Annotated in this window: 6 protein-coding genes; all 6 read right to left on the reverse strand. The window is 70.5% G+C overall.

The genetic code is table 11. The features are described from left to right. Positions 1 to 360: chorismate synthase (locus tag RMO85_RS03945; RefSeq protein WP_310526600.1), on the reverse strand; the 360-nt coding region annotated here is incomplete at its 3' end. 44 nt (positions 361 to 404) lie between these two features. Beyond that, entirely contained in the window at positions 405 to 1,106 is a 702-nt protein-coding gene (locus RMO85_RS03950; RefSeq protein WP_310526601.1) for an A24 family peptidase, read from the reverse strand. Next, the gene (locus tag RMO85_RS03955; protein WP_310526602.1) at positions 1,103 to 1,921 is read right to left on the reverse strand and encodes a shikimate dehydrogenase; all 819 of its coding nucleotides are present in this window, start codon (positions 1,919 to 1,921) and stop codon (positions 1,103 to 1,105) included. The genes RMO85_RS03950 and RMO85_RS03955 overlap by 4 nt, the downstream gene beginning before the upstream one ends. Next, positions 1,921 to 3,069 carry an endolytic transglycosylase MltG gene (gene mltG / locus RMO85_RS03960; RefSeq protein ID WP_310526603.1) on the reverse strand — a complete coding sequence of 383 codons (1,149 nt, stop codon included), beginning with the start codon at positions 3,067 to 3,069 and terminating at the stop codon, positions 1,921 to 1,923. The genes RMO85_RS03955 and mltG overlap by 1 nt, the downstream gene beginning before the upstream one ends. Continuing rightward, a complete protein-coding gene (ruvX, locus tag RMO85_RS03965; protein ID WP_310526604.1) occupies positions 3,062 to 3,523 on the reverse strand; it encodes a Holliday junction resolvase RuvX in 462 nt (153 codons plus the stop codon). The genes mltG and ruvX overlap by 8 nt, the downstream gene beginning before the upstream one ends. A gap of 3 nt (positions 3,524 to 3,526) precedes the next feature. Then, entirely contained in the window at positions 3,527 to 5,797 is a 2,271-nt protein-coding gene (gene alaS / locus RMO85_RS03970; protein WP_310526605.1) for an alanine--tRNA ligase, read from the reverse strand. Positions 5,798 to 5,883: the final 86 nt, after the last annotated feature.

Here is a 5,883-nt window from a genome sequence, read left to right on the forward strand (position 1 = left end):
CCCGGCCAGGTCGGCGTGACCGGGACGCGGCCGGGTGAGGGCGGCGTTGCGGGCCAGTGCGTCGAGCTCCATGGGGTCCACGGGGTCGGCCGACATCACCTTCTCCCACTTGGGCCACTCGGTGTTGCCGACCTGGATCGCCACCGGTCCGCCCATGGTCTCGCCGTGCCGGACGCCACCGGTGATGGTGACCTCGTCGGCCTCGAACTTCATCCGGGCACCCCGGCCGTAGCCCAGTCGTCGGCGCGCCAACGCGTCGGAGATGTCAGCAGTGGTGATCCGGACGTGGGCGGGCATGCCCTCGAGAATGGCGACCAGGGAAGGACCGTGGGACTCGCCCGCAGTGAGCCAACGCAGCATGCGCGCAGTCTTTCACGCGGCTGCCGGTGCGCGGGCACCCGCCGTCAGGCGGCGAGATCGCCCCACATCCACACCGCGAACACCGGGCCGGCGACGATGCCGATGAGCGCCCCGATCAGCATCCACGGCCCGAACGGGTTGTTCTTCTTGTCGATGACCTTGAGCGCGACGAGCACCAGTCCGCCGAGCCCGCCCAGCAGGAAGGCCGACCAGGCGCCGAGCGTGAGCTCGCCCCAGCCGAGGTAGCCCAGGACGATACCGAGGATGCCGCTGAGCCGGACGTCGCCGTACCCCATCCCGGCCGGGTGGACGAGCCACAGCAGGACGTAGATGCCGCCCATCACGGCCCAGCCGATGAGCGCGCGCAGCAGCATCCTGGGCTCGCCGTCGGCGAGCGCTGCGATCACGACGAGCGGGACGAGCACGACGTACGTCGGCGCGATGATGCGCGTCGGCAGCAGGCGCGTGCGCCAGTCGATCAGGGCCAGGGCCACCCCGACGGGAACGAGCGGGACCAGGAACAGCAGCGGCCAGGTCGGTCCGACCGCCCCCCCGACGAGGGCGCCGATGACCGCGCAGATCAGCACCGCCTGCCACGCCAGGCCCGGCCGCGTGCCGATGTCGGCATAGGTCTGCTTGTCGTCTGCGGGCTCGTCGGGCTCGGGCACGGCCGCGATCAGCCGTGGTACGAGGACTCCCAGCGCCCCGCACAGGAGCGCGGCGAGGACCGCGCCGAGCGGACTCATGCCGACGCCCGTTGCGCCAGGGCGTGCTCGCCCGCGGTCCGCATGGCGTCGATCGGGGCCGGGCGGCCCGTGAACAACTCGAACTGCACGGCCGCCTGGTGCAGCAGCAGGTCGAACCCACCGACGAGGACCCGGTCGCCGATCGAGGCGGCCAGTGGTGTCGGCCACGGGTGATAGATGACGTCGAACACGGTCGGTACGTCGCCGCACGCGCGCACCAGGTGGTGGTCCTGCGCGGCTGCCGGGATCGTGGAGGCGACCAGGTCGACCTCGAACGTGGTCGCCTCGTCGAGCCTGCTCACGGTGATCGCCGGGCGTCCGGGGTGGGCCCGCACGGTCTCGGCCGTCTCGAAGGCGCGCTCGGGCGAGCGGACCACGATCTCGAGGTGGCGCACGCCGAGGTCGGCGAGGGCCAGGCCGATCGACGCTGCGGTGGCGCCCCCGCCGATGATGGCCGCGGTGGCCAGCGGTGCGGTGGTGCGCTCGCGGATCGCCGCGATCGCGCCGGGGATGTCCGTGTTGTCGCCGAGCAGCCGGTCGGACCCGAGCACGATCGTGTTGGCCGCGCCCGCCAGGCGAGCCCGCTCGGTGAGCTCGTCGACCAGCGGCACCGCCTCCCGCTTGAGCGGCATGGTCAGGGACAGCCCGCGCCAGTCGTCCCCCAGGCCGGCGAGGAAGGCGGCCAGCCCACCGGAGGCGACCCGGTGGGCGGCGTACGCCCAGTCCAGGCCGAGCGCCGCATAGCCCGCGCGGTGCAGCACCGGGGAGAGGGAGTGCTCGATCGGGTCACCGAGCACCCCGCACCGGCGCCCCATCAGCAGGCGTCGGACGTGGTGCAGTACTGCGTGAACTCGTCCTTGTAGCCGAGGAACTCGTCGTAGGTCTCGGCGAACTTGGTCTCGCCGGTCGCCAGGTTGACGGTGACGTAGTAGTACCAGTCACCGTCGGCAGGTTTGGCCGCAGCCGCCATGGCCGCGTCACCTGGTGCCTCGATCGGCGTCGGCGGCAGACCTGCCCGCGTGTAGGTGTTGTAGGGAGTGTCCTGCGCCAGTTGCTCGGTCGTCAGCGCCACGCCGAGCTCCTGGTCGAGGCCGTAGTTGACCGACGCGTCGATCTGCAGGAGGCCGTTGGTGCCGCCCTTGTCGCCGGGCCCGTCGAGTCGGTTGTAGATGACCCGGGCGATCTTCGGCATGTCCTCGCCGCGACCCTCGGCCTCGACGAGCGAGGCGATGACCATCAGCTCGGCAGGCGTCTTGTCCTGCGCGGCCGCGGCGTCCTCGAGACCCGCCTCGTCGGCGGCCTGCTGCCATCGGTCGACCATCGCAGCCAGGATGTCCTCGGGCTTGTCCTTGGGACCGATCTCGTAGGTCGCGGGGAACAGGTAGCCCTCGGGGTTGCCGTCGGCGTAGTCCGGAAGCCCCAGCGCTGCGTCGTCCGCGAGCGCGGCCCTCCACTTGGCGGCGCCGAAGTCGGTGTTCTCGGCCAGGAGGGTGATGACGTCCTCGACGCGCAGCCCCTCGGGCACCGTGACGGTGCTCGTGACCTGGTTGGCCGGGTCGAGAAGGACCGCGAGCGCGTCGTCGGCCGACATCTCCTTCTTCATCGAGTAGAAGCCGACCTGGATCCCGGAGGAGTCCGGGTCGGCGGCGGCCGCGTCGAGGAAGGACTGCACGGAGGCGACCACGCCCTCGGCCTTGAGGTTGCGACCGATCTCTGCGGTGGCGTCGCCCTCGTCGACCTCGAAGGTCACCGAGCCGCTGCCGGGGCCCGGGTAGTCCTCGGCGGTGGAGAACTGGTTGGAGACCCAGTCCACACCCTTCGTGATGCCGACGTAGAAGCCACCACCGAGCACGGCCAGCGCAACGAGCACGGCCAGGCAGCCGGAGAAGCCGCGCTTCTTCTTGGCGCGGCGTGCTCCGCCCTCGTAGTAGCCCTCGTCCTCGATGGGGGTCTCGTCACTCACTGCTGACCTCGACGATCTCTCCAGGCGCGCTGCCACTCGCGCGTTCGGTGTCCAATGCGTTCTGCAGGATGAGTACGGCGGCTGCCATGTCGACCACAGACCTCCGATCTGCTCCCTTGCGACCACTCATCCGCAGCATCGACTCCGCGGACACCGTGGTCAGACGTTCATCGAACAGCCTGACCGGCACGGGATCAATCTGCCGCGCCAAGGTCAGGGCGAACTCCCGCACCTTGGCCGCCGAGGGTCCCTCGCGTCCGGAGAGCGATTTGGGCAGGCCGACCACGACTTCGACGGCCTCGGTCTCGGCGACGAGTCGCCGCAACCGGGACACGTCTCCCCGGCCGCGGCGTACGGTCTCGACCGGCGTCGCCAAGAAGCCCGTCGGGTCGCTGCGGGCGACTCCGATGCGGGCGTCTCCCGGGTCCAGACCGAGGCGTACTCCGCTGCGCATGTCTCAGCCGGCCGTCCGCGCGATCTCGGTGCTGACCAGGGCCAGCGCCTCGTCGAGCCGGGTGGCGTCGCTACCGCCGCCCTGGGCGACGTCGTCCTTGCCGCCACCCTTGCCGCCGATCATCGAGCCGATCGCACGGACGAGCTCGTTGGCGCTCACGCCGCGCTCGCGGGCCGCGTCGTTGACGGCGGCGACGACGGCGATCTTGCCGTCCTGGACACCGGCGATGACCACGGCGCCGGCCCGGTCGAGCTTGCTGCGCACGTCCAGCGCCAGGGTGCGTACGTCGCCACCGCCGGCCCCGTCGACGCGGTAGGCGACGACGGCGATGCCGTTGACGTCGGTCGCCTGCGCCGCGAGGCTGACGCCCCCGGCCAGCAGCTGCGTCACGCGCGCCTTCTCGACCTCCTTCTCGACCGACTTGAGCCGGTCGACAAGGTCGGTCACGCGGCCGACGAGGTCGTCCGGCCGGGTCTTGAGCAAGGTGGTCAGCTGACCGACGACGTCACGCTCCCGGGAGAGGTAGTCGAAGCCCTCGATCCCGGTGAACGCCTCGATCCGGCGGCTGCCGGACCCGACGCTCGCCTCGCCGGTCACCACGATGGTGCCGATCTGTGAGGAGTGCTCCACGTGCGTGCCACCGCAGAGCTCACGCGACCACGGACCGCCGATCTCGACGACGCGCACCTTGGAGTTGTCATAGGTCTCGCCGAAGAGCGCGATCGCACCCCAGTCGCGGGCCTGCTCGAGGGTCATGTAGTCCCATGCCACCGGCAGGTCGGAGCGCAACGCCTGCTGAGAGACGTGCTCGATCTCGCGGACCTGCTCGGGGCGCAGCGCCTGGGTCCACCCGAAGTCGAGGCGGAGGTAGCCGGGCCGGTTGAAGGAGCCCGACTGCAGCGCACTCGGGCCGAGCACCTGGCGGAGCGCGGCGTGCACCACGTGCGTGCCCGAGTGGGCCTGGCGGGCGCCGATGCGCCAGCCCGGGTCGACCTTGGCGAGCAGGCCGGCGGCGTCGGCCGTGAGCTCACCCTCGGTGACGCGCACCTGGTGCACGACCAGCCCCTTGATCGGGCGCTGGACGTCGAGCACCTCGAGCCGGCCACCGTCGAAGTCGATGACACCCGCGTCGGCGGCCTGGCCGCCGGACTCGGCGTAGAACGGCGTGCGGTCGAGGACGAGCTCGCCGATCTCGCCCTCGCCGAGCACCTTCGTCGCGCCACCGGCGGAGAGCAGCGCCAGCGGCCTGGACTCGGTCTGGAGCGTCTCGTAGGCCAGCCATTCGGTCGGGCCGTGGGCGTCGAGGATGCCGCGGTAGATCGTGGTGTCCTCGTGCTGGCCCTTCTTGGACCTCGCGTCGGCCTTCGCGCGGTCGCGCTGCTCGGCCATCAGGGCGCGGAAGCCCGGCTCGTCGACGACGAGGCCCTGCTCGGCCGCCATCTCCAGGGTCAGGTCGATCGGGAAGCCGTAGGTGTCGTGCAGGGCGAACGCCTGCTCACCGGCGAGCGTGGTCGCGCCCGACTTCTTCACGTCGCTCGCCGCGAGGTCGAAGATCTGGGTGCCGGCCTGCAGCGTCTTGCGGAAGGTGTCCTCTTCGCCGTACGCCACTCGAGCGATCCGGTCCCAGTCACGGACGAGGTCGAGGTAGGTCTCCCCCATCTTGTCGCGGGAGATCGGCATCAGCTCCGGCAGCGACGGGTCCTCGTAGCCGAGGAGTCGCATGGACCGTACGGCGCGGCGCAGGAGCCGTCTCAGCACGTAGCCGCGTCCCTCGTTGCCGGGAGTCACGCCGTCGCCGATCAGCATCATGGAGCTGCGGACGTGGTCGGCAACCACGCGGAACCGGACGTCGTCATCGTGATCGGCGCCGTACTTGCGGCCGCTCAGCTCCATGGCGCGCTCGATGACGGGGAACATCACGTCGATCTCGTACATGTTCTCGACGCCCTGGGTCATGAACGCGACGCGCTCGAGGCCCATGCCGGTGTCGATGTTCTTCTTCGGCAACGAGCCCGAGATGTCGAAGTCCTCCTTGGACCGGACCGCGGAGAGCTCGTCCTGCATGAAGACGAGGTTCCAGAACTCGAGGTAGCGGTCCTCGGCGGAGAAGTCACCGTCGGCGCCGTACGCCGGGCCGCGGTCGATCAGGATCTCCGAGCAGGGGCCACCCGGGCCGGGGACACCCATCGACCAGTAGTTCTCGGACTTGCCCAGGCGCGCGATGCCGATGGGCGGATAGACCGCGAGGCGGAGGATATCGGTGGGATCAGGCATGGATGAAGTTTGCGCCCGGGCAACGCGGCAGGTGAAGCGCTCAACCAGGAGATTGCCTCTAAGTTCCCCACAGTCTTTCCGAAACC

The organism is Nocardioides sp. (assembly GCF_031422975.1).
GTDB lineage: Bacteria > Actinomycetota > Actinomycetes > Propionibacteriales > Nocardioidaceae > Nocardioides.

What these genes read in the sequence shown, in the direction of transcription:
- RMO85_RS03955 (WP_310526602.1), bottom strand. Translation starts at nt 1,921, where the DNA reads ATGGGGCGCCGGTGCGGGGTGCTCGGTGACCCGATCGAGCACTCCCTC.
- alaS (WP_310526605.1), bottom strand. Translation starts at nt 5,797, where the DNA reads ATGCCTGATCCCACCGATATCCTCCGCCTCGCGGTCTATCCGCCCATC.
- ruvX (WP_310526604.1), bottom strand. Translation starts at nt 3,523, where the DNA reads ATGCGCAGCGGAGTACGCCTCGGTCTGGACCCGGGAGACGCCCGCATC.
- RMO85_RS03950 (WP_310526601.1), bottom strand. Translation starts at nt 1,106, where the DNA reads ATGAGTCCGCTCGGCGCGGTCCTCGCCGCGCTCCTGTGCGGGGCGCTG.